Raw genomic sequence first — 21,691 nt, forward strand, 5'->3', positions numbered from 1 at the left:
CATTTGAAAAAAACTGAAATCCTTTCATTCGGATTCCAGTTTCTTGATTTGTATTCGTAAAATACGCTGTTGTCCCCGCTTTCTCGACCAACTAATAACCCAAGAAAGTAAGAAAAGACTAATCACGGTTCCTTCACGAACAAAAATCGGCAAATGATAACTAATGGACAATCCTAGTGCTAAACCGACACAAAAAATATCAACTAAATAACGATAAAACTGAAAACTATAGCGCGTTCTTTCAGAAATAAGTGTACAAAATTTTTCAATGGGAAATTGCAAAACACCTAGCGCAACTACCTGTCCTGTCCCAATTCCTGCTATGATTGTCCCTAAAATAAATAGAACAATTTTAACCAAATAATTTTGAAAAACAAGCGAACCAAATAATTGATATAAGAAAAAATTAATGACAAAACCAAAGCCAATTAATGCCATCAAAATAATCAAATAGTCCTGAATTTTACGCTGCTGATCTAACAACCAACACGTGCCTAAAAAAGCGAAATTGATAGCTGTGGTAACAGTTCCGACTTTTAAATGAGTAAGTGTTGCGAAGGTCACATTAAATGCATTAAAACTACTAACTCCAATGCCTGCTTGAATTGTCAAACTGATGCCCAATGCACTAATTAAATAAAAAAGAAACGATAGCACAATTTTTTTCTTCCACATTATAAAAACTCCTCTACTCTTGATACGTCTATTATGTGCTACAATAGAAGAAACAAATAGGAGATATCTCCTATTATAAGGAGAAAAAATGCTTAAAACAGCCTACCAACGATCACCGAAACAAGAATTAGCTAAAAATACGCCTTTTTTTAATGAAACTGATTTAAAACACAGTTTTATTATCGATTTTGAAAATCAAGAATTCATTCATCACCAAGCAGAGCCATTAAATTATCTTTTTTATTTAATCAAAGGAAAAGCGAAAATTTTAAAAACAGAACGCAATGGCCGCCAATCCATTGTTCAGTTTTTAACGACAGGTGATTTAATTGGCGATTTAACATTAGTCCAAGCGGAAACGATAACCAAGGACGTTATCGCCTTAGGTGAAACCTGTTGTTTGGCTGTACCTTTAGCTTACGCAGAAACTGTTTTAAAAAACAAGGTACTTTTTATGCAGCAACTCAGCCATTATCTAGGGAAAAAAATGCTCCAACGGGTGGACCACTTTACAACGAATCAGACCTATGAACTAAGTTATCGGCTAGCGGAATTGCTATTGGTTGCCGCTAATCACGAAGATGTTTATAAAGAAAAACATACTGAGATTGCCGAATACTTAGGGGTTAGTTATCGCCATCTTATTTATACCTTCAAACAATTTCGAGAGCGCGGCTTTATTCAAAAACAAGGAACTGCTTATCACATCAACCGCTTAGCGTTACATTCTTTTGTAAAAAAAATGAAGAGTTAAAGTGGTGGATTGTTGACAAATAATGCGCTTCCCGCTACCCTATTCTTATTAATAAGAAAGAAGGGACAGCAATGGAGCAAGCATCATTTACTGTATCTAGTTGGCAAGAACAACCGATTGACAATCTTAATGAAAATTTCCCAGTGAATCAAGCGAGCGCTACTTATCAATTGTCAGGCGCCTTATCTGGGACAGCTTCTGTGGAATACTTAATGACTTATCAAGGCTCTTCAATGGCAGATGGGCTTGAAGCTATGGCTCAAGTGGTCGGTTTCCTACATTTCGAAGGAACTTATTTAGGAAAAAAAGGCACCTTTACTGCTTGCGAAAAAGGGACGTTTACACAGGGTCTTTTAGACTGCCCAGGTGAACTATTTCAAGCATCAGGTGAGCTTGCCGGTTTATCCGGTCACTACACTTATGAATTTAGTCAAGAAGAAGCGCTTCTTCATTTAGACTTTGTATAATAAAAAATTTCAAGGAAAGTTGGTGACATTATTTTACTTATTTTAAATTTGGCGGTTGTAAAAGACAATGGGTGTTTTTGATTAGATTAAACTTTTAAGGAGAAAAATCATGAAAAACACCCGAAACACCGTCCCATCATTACTAATTATTATTTTGCTTGTGGGATTTCCACAAATCAGCGAGTCGATTTTCACACCCATTTTGCCAGCGCTTAGTTCTGCTTTTAACATTCACGATAGCGTAGCACAATTAACCATGAGTATTTATTTTGTTGCCTTTGCCGTTGGCGTTTTATTCTGGGGAATTTTATCCGATACGATTGGACGTCGCCCAGCTATGTTATTAGGAATTTTATGCTATTTAATTGGAAATATTGGCCTTTTTTTGAGTCCGACATTTCCTTGGCTGTTATTCTTCCGTTTAATTCAAGCATTTGGTGCAAGCGTTGGTTCTGTCATTACCCAATCAATGATGCGGGAAAGCTTTAACGATCTTCAAAGAGGGAAAATTTTTGCTCAAACAAGCGCTGCCCTATCGCTATCTCCTGCCATCGGACCCTTAGTCGGCGGACTTGTTCAAACCTATTTTGGCTATCAGCATGTCTTTAGCACCTTAATTGTCATGGCTGTTCTATTACTTTTCTATAGTTTTTATCGTTTACCAGAAACCTTTCACTTAGGAAATACCTTAACGAAAGCGCCTTTTTGGTCCGTGGCGAAACGCCTTTCCTTCGACTCGAAAGTTTGGTGCTACGGCTTATTGATTGGTGGCATTAATGGTTTATTGTTTAGCTACTATGCAGAAGCTCCGTTTATTTTCATCAATCACTTTGGCTTTAGCAGTGTCCAATATGGCTTTCTTGGTTTAGTTTTAGCTGTGTCTAGTATTCTTGCTGCGGTTCTTATCAATTGGTTGCTGGGATATTGGTCAGCGGAAAAAATTGCCTTTGCTGGTTTGCTGCTAAGTATCTTTGCGGCTTGCTGTTTATTAATAATGACACAATTTGAAACAATCATTGGTCTTATTTTGTTTATTTTCCTCTTTTTCTTAGGGATTAATATTACTTTGCCCAATGCCTTAAGTATGGCCTTAAAAGGCTATGAATCTGTAATTGGTACTGCCAGTGGGATTTTTAGTTTTGTCTATTACTTGTTTGTTAGTTTCTTTACCTATTTGATTAGTTACTTTCACAATGGTACCATTTGGGTCTTACCGCTTTACTTTTTAAGTTTTGCTTGTCTGTTAGCTTTCAGCTATTATGTCATTGTTTATCGTAAAACTTTAAAATAAAAATCAAAAACACACGAATATTTCGTGTGTTTTTTTTAGCTAAAAAATTGATTTTCTAAACTATATTGCTTCCCTGAAACAATATCATATTGAATCAGTCGGTATTCCTCATATAGTTGTTCTTGCTTTTTATTCATTTCTACTGTTTTTTTCCATTCCCCACCGAGATAGTAATTCCCCTTTTCAAAAGCAGGCAATTGTTCTTGTACCTCATTTAGCATAGCGTAAAATCCAGATTGCGGTAAGCCACTTTGTTGGAAAAGTGAGGGAGCAAAATAAAATGGACTAATGGTTGCTTGATGCTGATTTTTTTCTGTTAACTGGTTCGCCGTATCATACATTAGAAATTCTGTCTGGTGAAGGGCTGCCCCTTCATTCAACGCTTGAATGTTTTCATCATAAATACTTGGTAAGTGATCTCCCCAAAAAACGACTAATGTGCGTTTGGGCATTTTTTCGATTTCTTGTAGGAATTTTTTTAAAGCTTCGCTACTGTAGGCAATATCTTGCAAATAATTATTGAGCGCGACTTGATTGCCGTTTCCTTGAGAAAAATAATTGGACGTTGTGTATTTATTTTCATAGGGCATATGTGTTTGCATAGTAACTAAATGAATGAATTGCGGTTGCTCTTTTTCTTTAAGCAGTGTCGTCACTTCCTGATACGCTGCTTGATCTGAAATGTAAGGATTATTTTCTAGTTTATCCGTATAGTTCATTGTTTTTTCATTGATAAATTGATCAAAACCTAAAATTTTATACACATCTTTTCGTTTATACATAGATGTATTGTACGGATGAATAGCCGTTGTTTGGTACTTTTGTTCCTTAAGTAATGAAACAATGGAAGGCAATTCCGTCATCTTAGGAATCATCATCGTATAAGGTGTAGTCATTTGGGCATTCATTAATTCCATCGAAAAACTTGTTAGGGCTTCAAATTCAATATTCGCAGTTCCGCCCCCGTAGTTTTGTGAAAGCATCTGGCCACTGTAAGTTTTATCAGCGATTTGCTGATAATCAGCTAAAGGGTTACCAATAATGGACAAACCTTTCAGATGATCTGGATTTGAAAAACTTTCACTCATGACAAACACAATATTTGGTTGCTCATTGCTCGGCACTGTTTTCGCCTCGGCCAACTTTTGATATTTCTGAGTAATTTCTGAAATAGCTTCTTTTGAATAACCCTTTGGTTGGTCCATAGCCTCTACTTTTAAATTATATAGAAAACCACCAATAAATCCTGTATTGTAGTAATTCATTTTTTGGCTGTAAGGAATCCATAACGCGGTTTTATTATAGGCTTTACGTAACAAATTTTGCGGATTGTTAAAATCACCAATATATGAAAATAGACCAATCGAAAGAACAAGACTTAACACACGAATCGTTTGTTTTTTCTTCGATAAAAAGAAACTTTTATAAAAGGCTTTTCCTAAGAAAAAAAGTGCTACACAACCTAACGCTACCACAAAAATAAACGGCCATAAACCAACCATTTCTTTTAATAAACTAACTTCTGTGATCATTTTTAAGTCGTCTGGGTAAATAGGTTCGACACGATAAAACATCTTTTGATAGTCCGCAAATCCTAAAACACCTATTATGACACTATATAAAAGAGCGCCAACTCCTAATGAACCTGCCAAACTACATAAAAAAAGTAAAAAAACACTTAGCACAAAACAACCTAAGAAAAACTTTTCCGTATGCCACGAAAAAGCAAACTTGAAGGCTAAATCAACAGACAAGTTATTCTGACACCATTGCAGATATAAATTACTAAAAATAATTAATATGATGAACCCGATTCCATACAGAAGATTGCGGTAGGGCCATCGTTTAATTTTCTCAACTCTCTTTTTCACATCGATCTCCTATTCAAAAACTAGTAATGTATTTATTTTATGCTTCTTGAAAAAGAATGTAAAGAAGTAGCTAACAAAGAAGTCTAAGGAATAGTAAAGAAAAAATGTTATTTGTTGCAAAAATAATTTTCCAGTGGTATAGTAACAATGGAATTTCGTTATCAGTTATCGTCGCCTTTTTAGAGTACTTTATGAAAGGAGAATAACTATGACTTACAAAGTAAAAAACATTCAATACCGTATTCAATTAGACACAGACAAAAATATTTTCATTGTTTTTGATGCAAAAAATGAAAGTAAAACAGCAACTGGTCACACAATTGAAGAAGCAATTGCACACTTAAAACAATTAAACTAAGGAGTGACAAACATTTCCATGCAAGACCCTTTAGGTAGTTATTTAAGCTAAAAGCCGTTTAGTAAAGAAAAAATACTAGACGGTTTTTTTGTATCTTCTTCGCCTTTTATTTTTTACATAGTATACTGAAACAAACGGAGGTGTTTTTATATGACCATCATTGCAAACTATATTCGCCAGCAACCCCAACATCAAACACAGTTAACAGAAATCTACCAAGCAATTTTAGCGGTTGTTCCTCAGGAGACTACTGAAAAAATCGCTTATGGAATGCCGACCTTTTACTTAAATGGCAATTTAGTGCATTTTGCGGCGGCCAAGCAACATTTAGGTTTCTATCCTACGCCATCAGCCATCCAACGTTTCAGCAAAGAATTACGCCCTTTTAAAACCTCGAAAGGTGCCATTCAATTTCCCTACACGCAAGAGTTACCTCTTTCATTAATACAGGAAATAGTTAAATTCCGTGTACAAGAAAACATGAAGAGCGTGGGACAAAAATCACTTTGAATTTTTGTCCCACGCTCAAAAACTGATAAACGGCGGGAACAGAAGCAACTCCTTCGGAAATAAGCCGAAATTCTCCAAAAATTACAGAACAATTTTCGGAAATTCCTTCTTATTGCTGAGAAACACTATTTGCAAAGCAAATAGATGTTAAACAGTACCTACTTGGTTCTCGGAGTTAAACACTTCTGTCCCGACCTCTTCATGTTCTTAAAATTTTTTCCATCGCTTTTCCCTTGGCCAACTCGTCGATTAACTTATCTAGGTAACGGATTTTTTGCATTAAAGGATCTTCAATTTCTTCCACGCGATAGCCACAAATTACGCCTTTGATCAATTGGGCATTTTCATTAAAATTGGGTGCTTCTTCAAAAAATGTTTCCATCGTTACTTTTTGAGCCAATTGTTGTTGCAAGCCTTTTTCATCATAACCAGTTAACCAATAAATAATTTCGTCAACCTCCGCTTGCGTTCGATTTTTACGTTCTGCTTTTTGGATATATAGCGGGTAAACACTGGCAAAGGTCATTGTATAGATTTTCGGTTTTGTCATTGGTTTTCCTACTTTCTGAAGTATTCTCTCTTCAGTCTACCACAGGATTGCTGGAAAAAGAGGCTATTTTGTCTCAGTAATCAAATTGACGATAATAACGACGAATCTCTAATGGGTGACAATTCAATTTTTCTACATGCGCATCAATGCGTTGCGTTACCGCATGCATTAGGAGAAATGAAATAACTCGGCCACGATATTTTTCACTAATTCCTGGAAGTTCATACGCTTTCGAATCAATAATTGTATAATTGGCACAGATTTTCGGCAATAATTTTGCTACTCGTTCTGCCAACGGTCGCTGCTCGTCTTCTCCAATAAACAACGTTACTGGCGTAGTTTCATCTACAATTTCTAGCGTTCCATGTAAGAACTCTGCTGCATGAATTGATTTTGAGCGAAGCCAACTTTGCTCTTCCCAATAGCACATTGCATAAGAATAGACCGCTCCCCATTGGTTCCCTGCGCCAATAAAATAGTGAATGCTATCATGACGATGTTTTTCCGCAAAAGCTAAGCCAAACGCATCGGCACTTTTTTCGGCTTCAGCTAAACCTGTAGGCAAATATTCTTCCAATTCTTGGTAATAATTTTCGTAATCTGTAAATTCGTTGTTTTTTTGCATTAAACGATCAGCTACCATAAAGAACTTGATTTGCTCAGTTCCTGGAGCTGGATAAGTCACCACATAATCACATAAATCTGCTAAAAGACTGTCTTTTGCATCGATAAAACCAAATAACGTTGCGCCGACCTTTTTGATTTCTTGAACGGCTTGCACCACTTCTTGTGTTGTCCCAGTAACGGAAGACAAGATGACGAATGATTTTTCTGTTAAACGTTTATTGCCTGTTGTGTAATACTCAGCAGCATGTTGAACATAGATTGGTAAATTACTTTTTCCATTCGCATAAGTAACTGCTTGCATGGCTGAAGCATAAGTACCGCCGATTCCTAAATAATAGACCGCATCAAATCCTTTCGTCCAAACTTGATCAACAACTTTTTCAACATCTGAACGCAAGGCTAAGGCACCTCGTATGTCTTTGATTTGTTGTTCTTCATTAAATTTTAACATGGCTGATTTCCCTCTTTCTTTGCTATTTTACTTTTTAGGACACAATCAAAATCATCAAAAATCCGTTGAGATAAATCAATTCCTTTACTTGTAGCTACTTGATACGCCAAATATTGAAATGGAATAACTAATAATAACGGACTAATTTTTTCTTCGACATCACTTGCTAAACCTAACGTATTTGATGCTCTCGTTGAACCCGTTGTAATTGTGTAACATTGGCCAACATAATTGGCTAGATAATTTTTCAAGGCTTGGCTACGTGCTTGAATAGGACTTTGATTCTCAATAAAAAACAAAAGATGTGTAGTATCCGCTTCAAGATAAGGCCCATGCATATAGGCTTCGACTTCAAATCCTTGGGAAGGTAAGCGAACTGTTTCTGTAAACTTCGTCTCAAACTCTTTCGCCGTACCAATATTGGGCCCATAACCAATTGCGATAAATCGTGTCCCCTCTGTTAATTCTTTTTTCGTTTTTTGCCAAAATTGTTCGGTTTTATAAATCACCGAATCGATTTCCTGAATTGCTTTGGCAAGTTTTGCTAATTCTTCTTCAACCTCTACTTTTGTTAATTGATGCTTTTGATAGCCCAGTTTCAAACCAAATAGAAATAAATTTAAAAGTGTTGCCGTATAGCCTTTTGTGACAAAACCAACTGTTTCAAGCCCCATTTTTAAATCCAGGACTTCATCCACAACCTCCGTAATCGGGCTGGTGACATCACTTGTCAAGGCCACTGTTTTTACAGACGTTTGGTTTTTAATTTTTGCAATGGCATCAATTGTTGAAGCACTTTTACCACTTTGCGAAACCGCTACGACCAGATCAAACCGATCATCCACTTTGCCATAATGAGCAAAATTGAACGGCTCTTGGATTTCCACATAAATAGGCGCCACTTCTTCAAGGTAAACTTTAGCCGCCTGACAAGCATTATGTGACGAGCCAGTTGCTAAAATTAGACAGTGCGTGACCTTTGAAACGTCTGTATCAGTTAATTGAAATTGGTTAAGAATCTGAGTTAGGGCTGCTTGCTCCTCATTTATATAATCCAGCATCGTTTTCATATTTTGCCTCCTAAAATAGACCAATTAATGAGCCAAGAATTCCGACAATTGCCATGCCACCTAAAATCGCTAAAGGTTTTACTTCTTTTTTCAATAAATAAAAAACAAAACCAAAGGATGCAAGCGGTAATAATTTAGGCATGATATCGTCAAAGATACTTTGAACCGTGACTGCATTTTTGCCACTTCCGCTGATTGTAATCGGGATAGTTAAATCAATCATGGAGGCGGTCATAGCACCTACCACCATCAAGCCAATTATTGAAGCGCCTAATGTGAGACTTTCCATCATGCCATTTGCTTGAATTTTTTTGAGAAAACCAGTTCCTAATTTATAGCCCCAACGATTCAGTAAATAACGAACAATCACATGGGGGACGTTAAAAATGAGTAAAAATAGAATTGGCCCTAACACATTCCCTTGTAAAGCTAACGAAGTTCCAACACCTGTTGCAATCAAGCGTAAGGTTCCCCAGAAAAAGGAATCACCTAAACCAGCTAAAGGTCCCATTAACGAGGTTTTAATACTATCGATTGTTCCAACTTCAAAATTTTCGTCCAGAACATTTTCTTCTTCCATTGCAGCATTAATTCCTAAAATAAACGTCACGATATGCGGCGTGGTATTAAAGAAAGCAAGATGCCGTTTTAAAGCTGCCGCCATCTCTTCTTTTTGAGGATATAATTTCTTTAAAATAGGGATCATGGCATAGACATAAGCCATATTCATCTGACGTTCATAATTCCATGAAAATTCCATTTGGAATGAACGCCAAAAGACTTGATTAAGTTCTTTTTTTGTAATTAAGTTTTCTGTCTTAGTTTTAGAAGTCTTCGTCATCATCAATTACCTCCCCACTTGTTGTTTGTATTGTTTCATTCTTTCCTTTGGCATAATTCATGATATTCACAACAATTACTGCTGTAATGGCACCCAAAATTGCTACTCCTGTTACAGGTAACTTAAAGTAAGCCATTAAGACAAAGCCTAAAAAGAAATATGGCGCCACTTGTTTGTTAATCAGTAAGCGTGCAAGCATCGCAAATCCTAGCGCTGGAATAATCCCAGTTGCAACAGACAACCCATGTTGAATAAATTCAGGGATCAGATCAAGTAAGCCTTTAATGGTGTTGCTGCCCACGGCAAATGAAATAGTTACAATGAGCGCTAGCATGAACGATAAGCCAAAGCCTGCAAGTAAATGCATGCGCTCCACCCCTTTATATGCTCCTTCTTCAGCATACTGATCAGCTTTTTGACTCATGATTGGGATGAGCAAACCCAAATAAATATTTTTAAGAATCAACGTTAACGTTGCGATTGGCAAGCCTAAGACTAAGGCTGTTTCTGTTCCTGCGCCAGCAGTAATAGCAAACGCTGTACCAAGAATCCCACCAGTCACTACATCAGGTGGGATTGATGCGCCCACTGAAAAAGAACCGATGAAAGCTAACTCTAAGGTCGCGCCCATGATTACGCCCGTTTTGACATCACCTAATACAATTCCGACAAATAAACCGGTTACAATTGGTCTTGAAAGCAACGAGGTTCCTAAAGCATATTCCGACTGCGCAATAAAAGCGATGCAACCTAAAAGAATCGCTTGTCCTATCATTTGTATTTCTCCTTTCTACAAGACATTTAATGCTGCTACTTTTTTGTCATTTGGGACTTGTCGAATTTCAACTTCACAACCATTTGCGACCAATTCTTTAACCATTTTTTCTTCATCCGGTGTGATATTAATTGCTTTAGAAATGTTTCGAGTATTTTCCCTTACTTTCATCCCTCCTAAGTTAATTTCTTTTATTTCTGGATAAGCAGTAGCCAATCGATAAGCATCTTCTACACTCTCAACTACAATAAAAAGTTTGTATTTTTCTGTAACACCACTTTTTAGTGCGGCAATCGCATCTTCAATCGTTTTAATGACCAGTTTTACTCCTGCTGGCTTAGCTAGCTTAATGGTTGTTTTTCGAATATCATTTTTAGGTACGTCATCATTTGCGATTAAAATACAATCGGCGCCTAAGCCTTGGGTCCATGAAAAAGCCACTTGACCATGTAACAAGCGATGATCGACTCTTAACAATTTAATCATTTCATTTCCTCCTAAAATTCTTCTTCTAAAATTTCTTTACTAGATAACTCATTACAATAACAAAGACTTTCTTGTCCGTTTTCAACGGCACGTTTTACTAAATCAACTAATGAATCAACAGTATTTATTTGGGTATATATTTCAATTAATGTTGCTAAATTTAATCCTGAAATTAAATGCATTGCTTGTTTCCCCACATAATTAAAGAATTCGTTATTCACGCTTCCGCCAAATAGGTCTGTAATCACAATTAATTCATTTTGTTGATTGTTCTTTAAAATGTCTTTGACCGTCTTGGCTAAATCATAAGGTTGTTCCATATAAGCGCAAAGACATTCCACATTCTTTGTTTCACCACAAATTAAAGCTAATGATGTCTGAATCCCTGCAGCGAAATTACCATGTGTTGCCAGAATAATTTTACGTTCCATTTTCTTCACCTCACTTACTTCTTTATATAGCAAAAAGAGTGCCAAAAAAGTGGCACTCTCTCCTTTTTATTTTAAAAATCGCTTTCTGCGTTGTTAAACTCCGTTTTTCCAAACAACACATCATAGACATAAAAAAGCTCCGATTCAGGTATATTGACACTATAAACTTTTTCAATGACACTAAACGCCTCTTTTAACTCTTGCAAGACCGTTCTTTGACACTGCTTTAATTGTTCGGCGCCATTATAATTTTCAATAGGTTCATTCCGGATTAATCGTTCAATTAAACAACTGACATGGACATATACCGCTAATTTACGATCATTTTGAATTGTTTGTTGCCACCGCTCTTCTAATTGAATTAAAAAGACTTCTACTTGTCGAATAATTTTTTCTGTATCTAAAATCGTCACTGATTGAATGACCCGATCTAATGAAAAGTTACGAATCAACTCATGATTTACATAGGACAGCATATCTTTAGTTAATTCTCTCTTTGTCCATTCTAAAAGGGTCGTAATTCCTTTTCCTGCAATCAACTCTTCTAAAGAGATATACGGGAGGTCATTTGAAGACGGGTTGTTTGTACCGATGATGCCGACAATCTCATATTCTGGAAAACTTTCTTTGATCGACTCTGCATTACGTAATTGATTATATTCACAAGGAATAATCTTTAATTGTGCTTCCGCAGGTAAACTTTTTCCAAGTAAATCTCTAATTTTAACGGCTGTGCCAATTCCGGTACTACACGTTGTTAAAATGACACGTTCCGTTTTATTTTCAGGTAATATGATTTCCCATTCATTTGGATGAACCGTTAACGCTTTTTGGGGCAATTCTTCAAAAGAAACTTCGTCTTTAATGGCTTCTCCTATAGACAGAGCCAAGCTTGTTGTCACATTATTCATTAATAAAAAAGGACCTTCTTCTTCTGCCGGAAAATACTGATAAATTTCTTTCAATGAACCCATATCAAAAAGAATTACTAAACCATTCCTCGTTTCTTGACGTTCCATATAGTGAATTAAGTGTTCGGAAATTTTTTTGGGAGTAACATCTAACGGCATGTCAAACGATTGAAAAATTGGCACATCTAACAGCCGATTTGCAACATTCGCAATACTACTTGCTGTGGCATATCCGTGGGCAACAATCACCGCTTTCGAATAGTGACTTTCCTTTACTGAACCCGAATAGTGAAGATAAATGGTGACAATAATTCGATCCATCTGGGATAGTTCAATATCTAATGAACGTTTCACTAAAGTTAACAGTTGTTCAGCGTAGCCATAACTAGTTGCTAATTTAGTTTGAACTTCTGTTAAAAGTTCGTCAATGACTGTTGTAGGTTCTTTTTCTGGAAACCAATCAATACATCTTCGTTGAAACAGATAGGTGCTTAATGCATAGACTAAACTGCCATTAAACCGAATTTGATAAGACGATTCAATCGTTTCCAATAATTGACGGATATTTTGCGTAATAAACAATAACATTTCGTGATTTTTCTCTCGCTTCTTTTCAAATAATAAATCATCGAATAAGCGTTCAATTTCTTTCGAGATGTCGTTATTAGCAGTGGAAAGATGATGATGGTGAGAGACATAAAGACGAAGGATTCGTTCATAACTCTGGATAATTTTTCTTTGCGCAAGCTCTGTTTCCTCTAACAAACTAACCAGATTTGTTTGCTCATCTAAACGAATAGGCAATTCATTTTCATCAGGAGCTAGTCTGATCGATTGATCCAGAAATTCTTTCGGTAGATCGTGCAAAGTGATTGGAATAACACGTTTATCAAGATTGGCGGCAAAGCTGCGTGCAGTAATAATTTTTATATTATTTCTTAATTCACCTACATTGCCTACATAATGGTGGTTTTCTAAAAGTTGGATAACTTGTGGCGTGATAGTAACTGCTTTTTGAATAGCTTGCTGTTCCTCATAAAATGCTCGCATAATTAATTGTTTTCTTTCCGCTTGAGTGCGTTCAGCAAGACTTGGGATTTTAATTTGAATAGGAATTCGTCTTAAAAATGTCGTTAAAAAGGTGCTAGAAATTTCTTCAGTTGTGGCAAAGCACAACCGACACGTAACAGGAATGGGCCGATTGGTTTCACCCATTCGATAAATAATGCCCTGATCTAAAAATGTAAACAACTTTTCCTGCCCTTCAGGACTCAAACGATGAACTTCATCTAAAAATAAAACGCCCCCTTCTGCACTTTGAAAGGCCCCAATTTTATCGGAATCTGCTCCCGTAAAAGCGCCTTTAAGATGCCCAAATAATTGACTAGTTAAAAGCTCTGGATTGTTGGCATATTGCGCACAATTAACTGTCACAAAAGGTGCTGAATCGTCAAGCAGTTCTTTTGAAAGACAAAACTGATAATATAAGGATGCTAAAAAACTTTTACCCGTACCACTTTCACCTGTAATTAAGACAGGCAATCCACCGCCAGGATAAAGCGCTGCCATTTTTAATTGTTCGATGGTCTGGGCTAAACTACCGCGATAACCAATGACCGACTGAAAAAAATCACTTTTGCGATCAAAAACAGGCTGTTCATCGATCATTTCTTGGAAACTTTGATAAACAGTTCTTTTTAAAAGATAGTTTTGTTGTTGAAACGCTTCTTTATGAAAAAAGTAAACTGGTCGTGTATTGATCTTAACTAGAATCCCTTCTTCGTTTAACTGATTTAAATAGTGACTAGCTGTATTTCGTTTGATAGAAAATGTCGTTGCAATATTGCTTGCTGTGAAAATTTCACTGACTAAAGATGGTTCAAAAAAAGCTGTTTGATTGCGTAAATAATCAACAATTTGCATTTTTAACATAAAATCACCTCTCATTTATCATAACGTACCTAAAAAAAACGTCAATATTCAAAATTTCTTTTGTTATTTTTCTTTATATAAGGAGCCCATTTTTTATGTTATTTAATCACAGGAACCTGATTCTATCATTGCAGAATAGGCTTTCATTCAGTATACTGTAAATAGAGGAACAAGAAACGAATTGGATAATTAGGCACTGAAAGAACGCACCACCGTTCTGAATGTTTCGAAACACACAACAGGTTATCGAAATGGCCATTGGAGAAAAATTCCTTTTTCTCCGAGGTTAGCGATTGTGACATGTTGCAATCGTTTTTTGTCCTTAAAATGTTGAGAAAAAGAAAAAAGGCACTTTGCATGTCAGCACCACCTGACAAACAAAGCCCTTCATAGACAGCACAACCTATCTATTCCAGTTGCCTTTTTTGCTAGTTACACTAGCTAATTTTAGTGTACCCGATTTTCAGTGAAATTACTAGCATCTTTAAAATTTTTACTGAAACGATCAGCCTGTGCAATGAACTAGTTTTCTTCAGCGGCGGCAACCGCTGAGAAGCTTTTTCTCAAATTTTAAGTGAATAATGTATCATAAACTTTTTTGGCATATCCATCCGTCATATTACATACAAAGTCCACCGCCATTTTCAAACGATAATAGTCTTTTTCTGCTTCTGTAGCGTTCTTTGCTTCTCTTCTATACAACGCTTTCGCGCTTTCCGAAATATTATTAAAGATTCGCTCCTCATACTTATTCATGGAAACTTTTTCATATTTCAGTACGACTGGAACAAATTCATCTAGTAAACGATTGATGATATTGAAGCCCAATACCTCTTGATCCAAAATTGTTTTTGTTTGAAAAACATAGGCTCTAGAAAAGTTTTTTAATGCCTGAAAGCATTTCACTTCATCACAATCTTCAATGATAATTTCATTATGATAGATACCTCTCATAATTAAGTCATAATGATTAGCAAAATTTTTCGCTACGCTTTGACAAACAGCTCTTTGTGTCTTTCTCAAAAATTCTTGTAAGGTAGCTTCTTCTGTTTTATCTTTTTCTAACATTAAAAATTTTTTTGTTCCTGTTTGCCCATCAACAAACTGCTTTAAATCTTGATAGCTGTATAAACCATAATTATAGGCATCTTCGATATCTGAAAAAGTATAGGCGATATCATCTGAGGCTTCTAGCAAAAAGACTAATGGGTGTCGCTTATTTTGTGTTCCTGTCGCAAATTTAATGGCGTTAAACACTTGTTTTTCCGAGTAAAAATAGCCAACTTTTTTAGACAAAAGCTGTTGCTTATTTAATTGATCTGAAGATGCCGTATATTTGATAACTGTATCTAATGTCGTGGCAGTTAGTTTCATTCCTGCTTTAGAAGTCCCATTATCATGATGCAGTTTTGTTAAAAGTCGGATGGTTTGAGCGTTTCCTTCAAAGTTAAGAAAATCATTTTGTTGTTGCTCCGAAAAATCAGACCAACAAGCATACAAAGGACCATTTTTTTCAAACCAAATACGAATGGCTTCTTCCCCAAAATGTCCAAAAGGGGGATTGCCAATATCATGGATTAATGCAGCTGTTTCTAACAACCGATAGCATTCTGATAATTCCATAACCTCAATGTTTCGTTCGTTCAACTGTGAAATAACTAATCTAAGTATATCCCTGCTATGCATTGCCACTTCTAAGCTATGCGTTAAACGCGTTCTTACAAAATCATTACGTTCTAAAGGAAAAACTTGTGTTTTGTCTTGTAAACGTCTAAATGCATCACTTTTAATTACTCTACGATAGTCACTATCAAAAGATTTACGAAGTTCTGTGGCTAAATCAACTTGCTTATTTAACCAGTCATTTTGATATTGTTTACCATTATCAGAAATACGATATGTACCAACCAACTGACGCCAATTCATTTTCATTTATTACCTCCTCCAATTACTCTACCTTCTCTAAATAAGAGACGTAAATATTTTTACATTTACCAATATCACTGAATTCCCGATTGTTATACGCCTTATCCTTTTTCAATTTAAACCGCACTTTTTCGCCTTCTTGAAAAGTTCCCCACGTAAGAAAAAAGAATAACCAATGGCTTTCATCCTCTGATAGCGTGTCTAAACCTAAACTTTTAGGCTCAATTAAGCTAGGTAATTTAAAACAGTCATACACCCCTTTTGCTGTGCCATACACAGGACGATGAGTGCTAAGAGTCGTTTCAAAATATCCCTTTTCATCAGGTTTTAAATAACTTGCTTGTCGAATCAGTTGTGTCAGTTTATTTTGGAATGGCTGAATATTTTTCTCAACGTTTAGTTCAAAATCTGGCTCAGCTTGTACATCTGTGTCATGAGATAACTTTTTTAATAAGCAGTTTATTTCATTAGTACTTGTCTTATCATTAAACGCAATCGCCAAACGCTCACTGCTAATAACACCTTTCATATCTTTCATAGAAAAATTATTTAACGCAATTGGATAGTGTTTATCTGATAGCATCCAAGAAGCACCCATTTCGTTTAAACATGGAATACTCTGATAATAATGATCAGATAAAAAATACAGCATGACAGGTTGATTAGTTAGCTCCCTTTTAATCGTGTCAAAAATTAATTCTCCTGGCTGTACACCTGTTTCAATAGCGGAACTATAAAAAATATCCTGTGTTCGAAACCCAAACTTTTTCAACAATTGGATAAACGCATCCACATATTCTTGATCCTTTGAACTATGACTAATAAAAATCTTTTTCCCGTTGCTCACTACTCAACATCCTCCAAGTTAAATTTGTATTTTCATTTTTTTGTGAAATTCTATACTATTTCTTTAAGCGTACAGCGTTATCTGAAACCAGTCAATACTAAAATTATAAAATAACAATTATTTTGTTTTATTAAATTTTTATATAATGTTGTTTTGTTAATGTTTTGTTATTTTTAAACAAGTGATTATAGAGCGATGTACGGTTGAAGTTATTTCTAATCTATTTTTTTCAATATTTTTATAAATATAAAAAAAACACGCCTTTCTTTGCAGAAAGGCGTGTTTTTACGTCCGAGTATAAGGAGAATTGGTTCATTAACCAATTGTCCCTTTAAGCGTTATTCATTAAATGAATTATTTGTTTTTTAAGTTGTAGAAAGATTTTAAGCCTTTGTATTCAGCTACATCGCCTAATTGATCTTCAATACGTAATAATTGGTTGTATTTAGCAATACGGTCAGTACGGCTTAATGAACCAGTTTTGATTTGGCCAGCGTTTGTTGCAACAGCGATATCAGAGATTGTTGAATCTTCTGTTTCACCAGAACGGTGAGATACAACTGCAGTGTAGCCAGCTTCTTTAGCCATTTCGATTGCTTCAAATGTTTCAGTTAAAGTACCGATTTGGTTAACTTTGATTAGGATTGAGTTAGCGATACCTTTTTCGATACCTTCAGCTAATTTAGTTGTGTTTGTTACGAATAAATCGTCACCAACTAATTGAACTTTGTCGCCTAATACTTCAGTTAATTTTTTGAATCCGTCCCAGTCGTTTTCGTCTAAGCCGTCTTCGATTGAAATGATTGGGTATTTAGAAACTAATTCTTCGTAGAACGCGATCATTTCTTCAGTTGTTTTTTCGCCTTCGCCTGAGTCAGCTAAAACGTAAACGCCTTTTTCTTTGTCGTAGAATTCTGAAGAAGCAGCATCCATAGCAAGAACAACGTCTTTACCAGGAACATAGCCAGCTTTTTCGATAGCTTCGATGATTACTTCGAAACCTTCTTCGTTTGAACCTAAGTTAGGAGCGAAACCACCTTCGTCACCTACTGAAGTAGCTAAGCCGCGACCTTTTAAGATTGAAGCTAATGCGTGGAATACTTCTGCACCCATACGTAAAGCTTCTTTGAATGTAGGCGCACCTACAGGCATGATCATGAATTCTTGGAAGTCAATACTGTTGTCAGCATGTGATCCACCGTTGATGATGTTCATCATTGGAGTTGGTAATACTTTTGTATTGAATCCGCCTAAGTAATGATATAAAGGCACTTCTAGGTAATCAGCAGCAGCACGAGCTACGGCGATAGACACACCAAGAATAGCGTTAGCACCTAATTTACCTTTGTTAGGAGTTCCATCTAAATCGATCATTGCTTTATCGATAGCCATTTGATCGCGTACATCGTAACCGATGATTGCTTCAGCAATGATGTTGTTTACGTTATCTACAGCTTTAGTAACACCTTTACCTAAGTAACGAGCTTTGTCGCCATCACGTAATTCAACTGCTTCGTATTCACCAGTTGAAGCTCCTGAAGGAACCATTCCACGGCCGAAAGCTCCGCTTTCAGTGTAAACTTCTACTTCGATTGTTGGGTTACCGCGTGAGTCTAAGACTTCGCGTGCGTAAATATCAGTAATAATTGACATGTTTTGTCTCTCCTTTGAGTTTGTATTTATACTAAGGGGATTCCCTCATGTATGATTGTAGTTAATTCTCGCAAACTATGCAAACATTTTTTTGCAAAAGTCATTGAGAAAACGTTACCGTTAGTGATTTCTTATTTTACAGCATCTAATAAAGCTAAGAATGAATCTGCTTCTAAGCTTGCGCCGCCGACTAAAGCACCGTCAACGTTTTCTTTTGCCATATATTCAGCGATGTTTTCTGGTTTAACAGAACCACCGTATTGAATACGAACAGCTTCAGAAACTTCTTTGCCGTATAATTTTTCAACTGTTGAACGAACAACACCACAGATTTCATCTGCAATATTAGCATCTGCAGATTTACCAGTTCCGATTGCCCAGATTGGTTCGTAAGCGATAACCATTGAAGCAACTTGTTCGTTTGATAAACCAACTAAGCCGTTAGTGATTTGACCTTCGATCCATTCCGCTGTTTTACCAGCTTCATACGTTTCTAAAGTTTCACCACAACAGAAGATTGGTGTCATACCATTTGCAAAGATTGCTTTGGCTTTTTTATTGATATCTTCATCTGTTTCGTGGAAATATTCGCGACGTTCAGAGTGTCCGATAATCACATAGTTTACACCTAAATCGGCAATTGCAGCTGGTGAGTTTTCACCAGTGAAGGCACCAGCGTTTTCCCAGTAGCAGTTTTGTGCAGCTAATTTCACTTCAGAATCTTTTAGGTTCCAAGCTAAAGGAGCTAAGAATAATGCTGGAGATCCAATCACAGCGTCAACAACGTCGTTTGATGGAACAGCATTTTTTACTGCTTCTGCAAAGCTTTGTGCTTCGCTTAAAGTTTTGTTCATTTTCCAGTTACCAGCGATAATTGGTTTGCGCATGAAAAGCACATCCTTTTCTTTTTTTAAAAATATTGTCTTTTAAACTGATTATTTATCGTTAATAGAAGCTAAACCTGGTAAAGTTTTGCCTTCTAATAATTCTAAACTTGCTCCGCCACCTGTTGAGATGTGAGAGAATTTGTTTTCGTAGCCTAATTGAATTGCTGCAGCAGCAGAGTCCCCACCACCGATGATTGTTGTTGCGTCTTCTAAATTAGCAATCGCTTCACAAACACCAATTGTTCCTTTGGCAAAGTTACTCATTTCAAATACGCCCATTGGACCATTCCAAACAACTGTTTTCGCACCTTGTAATTCGTTAGCGAATAATTCAATTGTTTTTTCACCGATATCCAAGCCTTCTTCATCATCTGGGATTTCAGTTGAAGGAACCGTGTGGAAAGGAGCGTCATTGCTGAACTCTTTAGAGACAACTGTATCAACCGGTAAAACTAATTTGTCGCCAGCTTTTTCCATTAAGCTTTTCGCTAAGTCCACTTTATCTTCTTCAAGTAAAGATAAACCAACACTATAGCCTTGTGCTTTCATGAATGTGTAAGCCATACCGCCACCGATTAAAATTTTGTCGGCTTTTTCAATTAGGTTTTCAATAACAGCGATTTTGTCAGAAACTTTTGCGCCACCCAAGATTGCTACGAATGGACGTTTTGGATTTTCAACAGCTTCGCCGATGAATTTAATTTCTTTTTCCATTAAGAAACCAGCAACTGTTGGGATACCAGTTGAAGCAATTCCAACGTTTGAGGCATGTGCACGGTGTGCAGTACCAAAAGCATCATTGACAAATACATCGCCTAAAGAAGCCCAGTATTTACCCAATTCAGCGTCATTGCCGCTTTCTTTTTTGCCGTCAACATCTTCAAAACGAGTGTTTTCAAATACTAAAACGTCGCCGTCTTTCATATTGTTAACAGCGTCTTCTAATTCTTTACCACGTGTTTCTGGAACAAAAGTAACTGGTTGACCTAGTAATTCGCTTAAACGTTCAGCCACTGGTTTTAATGATTTGCCAGCTTTGTCTTCTTCTGTTTTTACACGACCTAAATGAGAGAAAAGAATTGCTTTTCCGCCATTTTCAATCACGTATTTGATTGTTGGTAAAGCCGCTACGATACGATTATCGTTTGTGATCACGCCATCTTTTAACGGAACGTTAAAGTCAACACGGACAAGGACTTTTTTGTCTTTTAAATCTACATCTTTAATTGTCTTTTTAGCCATGAGTAGACCTCCTGTATTGTCAATTTTAGGATTTTTCTTTTTTAAAAAAAGAAAGCGGAGAAGCGCGTTGCTTCCCCGCTTATTATTTCACAATTGTTCAAATTTCACTAATGATAAGAATGAATCTTATAAGTTAGCGAAGTATTCTAAAGTACGAACTAATTGAGCAGTGTATGACATTTCGTTGTCATACCAAGCAACAGTTTTAACTAATTGTTTGTCGCCAACTGTCATAACTTTTGTTTGAGTTGCATCGAATAATGAACCGTAAGTCATACCTACGATATCAGAAGAAACGATTTCGTCTGTGTTATAACCATAAGATTCGTTAGCAGCTTTTTCCATTACTGCATTTACTTCATCAACAGTAACTTCTTTGTCTAATACAGTAACTAATTCAGTTAATGAACCAGTAGCTACAGGAACACGTTGAGCAGCGCCATCTAATTTACCGTTCAATTCTGGGATTACTAAGCCGATTGCTTTAGCAGCACCAGTTGAGTTAGGTACGATGTTTGCAGCAGCAGCGCGCGCACGACGGAAGTCGCCTTTAGGATGTGGTCCGTCTAATGTCATTTGGTCACCTGTGTAAGCGTGGATAGTTGTCATTAAACCTTCAACAACACCAAAGTTGTCATGTAAAGCTTTAGCCATTGGAGCTAAGCAGTTTGTAGTACAAGAAGCGCCTGAAATTACAGTTTCTTCTCCAGTTAATGTTTCATGGTTTGTGTTGTAAACGATTGTTGGTACATCGTTACCACCAGGAGCTGAAATAACTACACGTTTTGCACCAGCAGTTAAATGTTTTTCAGCAGCTTCTTTAGAAGTAAAGAAACCTGTACATTCTAAAACGATGTCTACGCCTAATTCGCCCCATGGTAATTCTTCAGGGTTACGGTTAGCTAAAACTTTGATTTCTTTGCCGTTAACGTTGAATGAACCTTCGTGAACTTCAACTGTACCGTTGAAACGGCCTTGAGTTGTGTCATATTTTAACAAGTGTGCTAACATTTTAGCATCTGTTAAGTCGTTGATTGCAACTACTTCGATTCCTTCTACATCTTGGATACGACGGAAAGCTAAGCGTCCGATACGTCCAAATCCATTAATACCTACTTTAACTGTCATTAAAGATT

The 21,691-nt window shown here is 36.4% G+C and carries 22 protein-coding genes; 5 read left to right on the top strand and 17 right to left on the bottom strand.

Annotation, left to right across the window (positions count from 1 at the left end):
- Nucleotides 1–24: 24 nt before the first annotated feature.
- Complete coding sequence (locus IGJ04_RS02835; protein ID WP_438839881.1) at nucleotides 25–675, bottom strand: YczE/YyaS/YitT family protein; 651 nt, start codon at nucleotides 673–675, stop codon at nucleotides 25–27.
- 88 nt (nucleotides 676–763) lie between these two features.
- On the opposite strand from IGJ04_RS02835, the gene yeiL reads away from it, so the two are divergent.
- The 3 genes from yeiL to IGJ04_RS02850 all read left to right on the top strand — a co-directional run bounded on the left by yeiL (nucleotide 764) and on the right by IGJ04_RS02850 (nucleotide 3,187).
- Nucleotides 764–1,429 carry a transcriptional regulator YeiL gene (gene yeiL / locus IGJ04_RS02840; RefSeq protein ID WP_002419935.1) on the top strand — a complete coding sequence of 222 codons (666 nt, stop codon included), beginning with the start codon at nucleotides 764–766 and terminating at the stop codon, nucleotides 1,427–1,429.
- Between the two features lie 71 nt (nucleotides 1,430–1,500).
- Entirely contained in the window at nucleotides 1,501–1,896 is a 396-nt protein-coding gene (locus tag IGJ04_RS02845) for a DUF3224 domain-containing protein (RefSeq protein WP_438839882.1), read from the top strand.
- Between the two features lie 109 nt (nucleotides 1,897–2,005).
- Nucleotides 2,006–3,187: a multidrug effflux MFS transporter gene (locus IGJ04_RS02850; RefSeq protein ID WP_002365813.1), complete on the top strand. Its 1,182-nt coding sequence runs from the start codon at nucleotides 2,006–2,008 to the stop codon at nucleotides 3,185–3,187.
- A 35-nt stretch (nucleotides 3,188–3,222) separates the two neighbouring features.
- On the opposite strand, the gene IGJ04_RS02855 is transcribed toward IGJ04_RS02850, so the two are convergent.
- Nucleotides 3,223–5,058: an LTA synthase family protein gene (locus IGJ04_RS02855; protein ID WP_070416108.1), complete on the bottom strand. Its 1,836-nt coding sequence runs from the start codon at nucleotides 5,056–5,058 to the stop codon at nucleotides 3,223–3,225.
- Between the two features lie 208 nt (nucleotides 5,059–5,266).
- Between IGJ04_RS02855 and IGJ04_RS02860 the strand changes: the two genes are divergently transcribed.
- Both IGJ04_RS02860 and IGJ04_RS02865 read left to right on the top strand, forming a co-directional pair.
- Nucleotides 5,267–5,416: a hypothetical protein gene (locus tag IGJ04_RS02860; RefSeq protein ID WP_002357118.1), complete on the top strand. Its 150-nt coding sequence runs from the start codon at nucleotides 5,267–5,269 to the stop codon at nucleotides 5,414–5,416.
- Between the two features lie 150 nt (nucleotides 5,417–5,566).
- Entirely contained in the window at nucleotides 5,567–5,926 is a 360-nt protein-coding gene (locus tag IGJ04_RS02865) for an iron chaperone (protein ID WP_002364154.1), read from the top strand.
- Between the two features lie 199 nt (nucleotides 5,927–6,125).
- Here IGJ04_RS02865 and IGJ04_RS02870 read toward each other — a convergent pair whose 3' ends face one another.
- From IGJ04_RS02870 to gap, 15 genes are all read right to left on the bottom strand, one after another.
- Nucleotides 6,126–6,476 carry a DUF2200 domain-containing protein gene (locus tag IGJ04_RS02870; protein ID WP_002360043.1) on the bottom strand — a complete coding sequence of 117 codons (351 nt, stop codon included), beginning with the start codon at nucleotides 6,474–6,476 and terminating at the stop codon, nucleotides 6,126–6,128.
- 73 nt (nucleotides 6,477–6,549) lie between these two features.
- Nucleotides 6,550–7,554, bottom strand: a complete 1,005-nt coding sequence (locus IGJ04_RS02875) for an SIS domain-containing protein (protein WP_002357110.1) — start codon at nucleotides 7,552–7,554, stop codon at nucleotides 6,550–6,552.
- Nucleotides 7,548–8,624, bottom strand: coding sequence for an SIS domain-containing protein (locus IGJ04_RS02880; RefSeq protein ID WP_438839883.1), 1,077 nt, complete (start codon nucleotides 8,622–8,624; stop codon nucleotides 7,548–7,550). The genes IGJ04_RS02875 and IGJ04_RS02880 overlap by 7 nt, the downstream gene beginning before the upstream one ends.
- 10 nt (nucleotides 8,625–8,634) lie before the next feature.
- Complete coding sequence (locus IGJ04_RS02885) at nucleotides 8,635–9,468, bottom strand: PTS system mannose/fructose/sorbose family transporter subunit IID (RefSeq protein ID WP_002384383.1); 834 nt, start codon at nucleotides 9,466–9,468, stop codon at nucleotides 8,635–8,637.
- Nucleotides 9,449–10,240 carry a PTS mannose/fructose/sorbose/N-acetylgalactosamine transporter subunit IIC gene (locus IGJ04_RS02890; protein ID WP_002357107.1) on the bottom strand — a complete coding sequence of 264 codons (792 nt, stop codon included), beginning with the start codon at nucleotides 10,238–10,240 and terminating at the stop codon, nucleotides 9,449–9,451. Before IGJ04_RS02890 ends, IGJ04_RS02885 begins: the two co-directional genes overlap by 20 nt.
- Before the next feature lie 15 nt (nucleotides 10,241–10,255).
- On the bottom strand, nucleotides 10,256–10,726 hold the full coding sequence (locus tag IGJ04_RS02895; RefSeq protein WP_002357106.1) for a PTS sugar transporter subunit IIB: 471 nt from the start codon (nucleotides 10,724–10,726) through the stop codon (nucleotides 10,256–10,258).
- An 11-nt stretch (nucleotides 10,727–10,737) separates the two neighbouring features.
- Nucleotides 10,738–11,157: a PTS sugar transporter subunit IIA gene (locus IGJ04_RS02900; RefSeq protein WP_002389037.1), complete on the bottom strand. Its 420-nt coding sequence runs from the start codon at nucleotides 11,155–11,157 to the stop codon at nucleotides 10,738–10,740.
- 71 nt (nucleotides 11,158–11,228) lie between these two features.
- On the bottom strand, nucleotides 11,229–14,000 hold the full coding sequence (locus IGJ04_RS02905; RefSeq protein WP_438839884.1) for a sigma 54-interacting transcriptional regulator: 2,772 nt from the start codon (nucleotides 13,998–14,000) through the stop codon (nucleotides 11,229–11,231).
- Between the two features lie 143 nt (nucleotides 14,001–14,143).
- Nucleotides 14,144–14,359: a hypothetical protein gene (locus IGJ04_RS02910; RefSeq protein WP_002357102.1), complete on the bottom strand. Its 216-nt coding sequence runs from the start codon at nucleotides 14,357–14,359 to the stop codon at nucleotides 14,144–14,146.
- 211 nt (nucleotides 14,360–14,570) lie between these two features.
- Entirely contained in the window at nucleotides 14,571–15,932 is a 1,362-nt protein-coding gene (locus tag IGJ04_RS02915) for a deoxyguanosinetriphosphate triphosphohydrolase (protein WP_002371997.1), read from the bottom strand.
- Between the two features lie 16 nt (nucleotides 15,933–15,948).
- Nucleotides 15,949–16,773 (bottom strand): toll/interleukin-1 receptor domain-containing protein, encoded by an 825-nt coding sequence (locus IGJ04_RS02920; protein ID WP_002400675.1) that lies wholly within the window; start codon nucleotides 16,771–16,773, stop codon nucleotides 15,949–15,951.
- Between the two features lie 354 nt (nucleotides 16,774–17,127).
- A complete protein-coding gene (gene eno, locus IGJ04_RS02925) occupies nucleotides 17,128–18,426 on the bottom strand; it encodes a phosphopyruvate hydratase (protein WP_002357098.1) in 1,299 nt (432 codons plus the stop codon).
- Between the two features lie 131 nt (nucleotides 18,427–18,557).
- Nucleotides 18,558–19,313 carry a triose-phosphate isomerase gene (gene tpiA / locus IGJ04_RS02930; protein WP_002362045.1) on the bottom strand — a complete coding sequence of 252 codons (756 nt, stop codon included), beginning with the start codon at nucleotides 19,311–19,313 and terminating at the stop codon, nucleotides 18,558–18,560.
- A 48-nt stretch (nucleotides 19,314–19,361) separates the two neighbouring features.
- Nucleotides 19,362–20,555, bottom strand: coding sequence for a phosphoglycerate kinase (locus IGJ04_RS02935; protein WP_002357094.1), 1,194 nt, complete (start codon nucleotides 20,553–20,555; stop codon nucleotides 19,362–19,364).
- Nucleotides 20,556–20,681: 126 nt separating this feature from the next.
- Nucleotides 20,682–21,683 (bottom strand): type I glyceraldehyde-3-phosphate dehydrogenase, encoded by a 1,002-nt coding sequence (gap, locus tag IGJ04_RS02940; RefSeq protein ID WP_002357093.1) that lies wholly within the window; start codon nucleotides 21,681–21,683, stop codon nucleotides 20,682–20,684.
- Nucleotides 21,684–21,691: the final 8 nt, after the last annotated feature.

Origin of the sequence: Enterococcus sp. AZ050 (assembly GCF_051715085.1) — a bacterium.
GTDB lineage: Bacteria > Bacillota > Bacilli > Lactobacillales > Enterococcaceae > Enterococcus > Enterococcus faecalis.

Excerpts from the sequence above, each read along its gene's own strand:
- IGJ04_RS02905 (WP_438839884.1), bottom strand. The coding sequence starts at position 14,000 with ATGTTAAAAATGCAAATTGTTGATTATTTACGCAATCAAACAGCTTTT.
- IGJ04_RS02910 (WP_002357102.1), bottom strand. The coding sequence starts at position 14,359 with ATGCAAAGTGCCTTTTTTCTTTTTCTCAACATTTTAAGGACAAAAAAC.
- IGJ04_RS02915 (WP_002371997.1), bottom strand. The coding sequence starts at position 15,932 with ATGAAAATGAATTGGCGTCAGTTGGTTGGTACATATCGTATTTCTGAT.
- IGJ04_RS02885 (WP_002384383.1), bottom strand. The coding sequence starts at position 9,468 with ATGATGACGAAGACTTCTAAAACTAAGACAGAAAACTTAATTACAAAA.
- IGJ04_RS02860 (WP_002357118.1), top strand. The coding sequence starts at position 5,267 with ATGACTTACAAAGTAAAAAACATTCAATACCGTATTCAATTAGACACA.
- eno (WP_002357098.1), bottom strand. The coding sequence starts at position 18,426 with ATGTCAATTATTACTGATATTTACGCACGCGAAGTCTTAGACTCACGC.
- yeiL (WP_002419935.1), top strand. The coding sequence starts at position 764 with ATGCTTAAAACAGCCTACCAACGATCACCGAAACAAGAATTAGCTAAA.
- IGJ04_RS02900 (WP_002389037.1), bottom strand. The coding sequence starts at position 11,157 with ATGGAACGTAAAATTATTCTGGCAACACATGGTAATTTCGCTGCAGGG.
- IGJ04_RS02870 (WP_002360043.1), bottom strand. The coding sequence starts at position 6,476 with ATGACAAAACCGAAAATCTATACAATGACCTTTGCCAGTGTTTACCCG.
- gap (WP_002357093.1), bottom strand. The coding sequence starts at position 21,683 with ATGACAGTTAAAGTAGGTATTAATGGATTTGGACGTATCGGACGCTTA.
- tpiA (WP_002362045.1), bottom strand. The coding sequence starts at position 19,313 with ATGCGCAAACCAATTATCGCTGGTAACTGGAAAATGAACAAAACTTTA.
- IGJ04_RS02865 (WP_002364154.1), top strand. The coding sequence starts at position 5,567 with ATGACCATCATTGCAAACTATATTCGCCAGCAACCCCAACATCAAACA.
- IGJ04_RS02880 (WP_438839883.1), bottom strand. The coding sequence starts at position 8,624 with ATGAAAACGATGCTGGATTATATAAATGAGGAGCAAGCAGCCCTAACT.
- IGJ04_RS02935 (WP_002357094.1), bottom strand. The coding sequence starts at position 20,555 with ATGGCTAAAAAGACAATTAAAGATGTAGATTTAAAAGACAAAAAAGTC.
- IGJ04_RS02845 (WP_438839882.1), top strand. The coding sequence starts at position 1,501 with ATGGAGCAAGCATCATTTACTGTATCTAGTTGGCAAGAACAACCGATT.
- IGJ04_RS02875 (WP_002357110.1), bottom strand. The coding sequence starts at position 7,554 with ATGTTAAAATTTAATGAAGAACAACAAATCAAAGACATACGAGGTGCC.
- IGJ04_RS02835 (WP_438839881.1), bottom strand. The coding sequence starts at position 675 with ATGTGGAAGAAAAAAATTGTGCTATCGTTTCTTTTTTATTTAATTAGT.
- IGJ04_RS02850 (WP_002365813.1), top strand. The coding sequence starts at position 2,006 with ATGAAAAACACCCGAAACACCGTCCCATCATTACTAATTATTATTTTG.
- IGJ04_RS02895 (WP_002357106.1), bottom strand. The coding sequence starts at position 10,726 with ATGATTAAATTGTTAAGAGTCGATCATCGCTTGTTACATGGTCAAGTG.
- IGJ04_RS02890 (WP_002357107.1), bottom strand. The coding sequence starts at position 10,240 with ATGATAGGACAAGCGATTCTTTTAGGTTGCATCGCTTTTATTGCGCAG.